The organism is Vibrio sp. 1978, from assembly GCF_033344345.1.
In genome coordinates, this window is the sequence record NZ_JAWPOP010000505.1 from 1 (window position 1) to 678 (window position 678).

1 protein-coding gene is annotated in these 678 nt (G+C 47.6%); it reads left to right on the top strand.

Going from position 1 to position 678, the window contains the following annotated elements; genetic code table 11:
- On the top strand, nt 1–678 hold a 678-nt coding region (locus R8N49_RS27500), incomplete at both ends, for a phosphomethylpyrimidine synthase ThiC (protein WP_318190502.1).

A 678-nucleotide genomic window follows, 5' to 3' on the forward strand; every position in this document is an offset into this window, starting at 1 on the left:
AATCTGAACCAATGATTATTGGCCGTAACTTCTTAGTTAAGGTGAATGCCAATATTGGTAACTCATCGGTCACGTCTTCAATCGAAGAAGAAGTGGAAAAACTTGTCTGGGCGACACGTTGGGGGGGCGATACCGTGATGGACCTTTCTACCGGCCGTAACATTCATGAAACTCGCGAATGGATTTTACGCAATAGCCCGGTGCCAATTGGTACGGTTCCTATGTATCAGGCTTTGGAGAAAGTAAATGGCATTGCTGAGAACCTGAATTGGGAAGTCATGCGCGACACGTTAATCGAACAAGCAGAGCAGGGGGTTGATTACTTTACTATCCATGCTGGTTTACTACTTCGCTATGTTCCAATGACGGCGAAACGAGTGACGGGGATTGTTTCGCGTGGTGGTTCGATTATCGCTAAGTGGTGTCTAGCGCATCACCAAGAAAGCTTCTTATACACCCATTTCCGCGAGATCTGTGAAATTTGTGCGAAGTACGATGTCGCTCTATCTCTTGGTGATGGCTTGCGTCCTGGCTCGGTTGCAGACGCGAACGATGAAGCGCAATTTGCAGAGCTGCGTACGCTCGGCGAGTTGACGAAAATCGCATGGGAATATGATGTGCAGGTCATCATTGAAGGCCCTGGCCATATTCCAATGCACATGATCAAAGAGAATATGG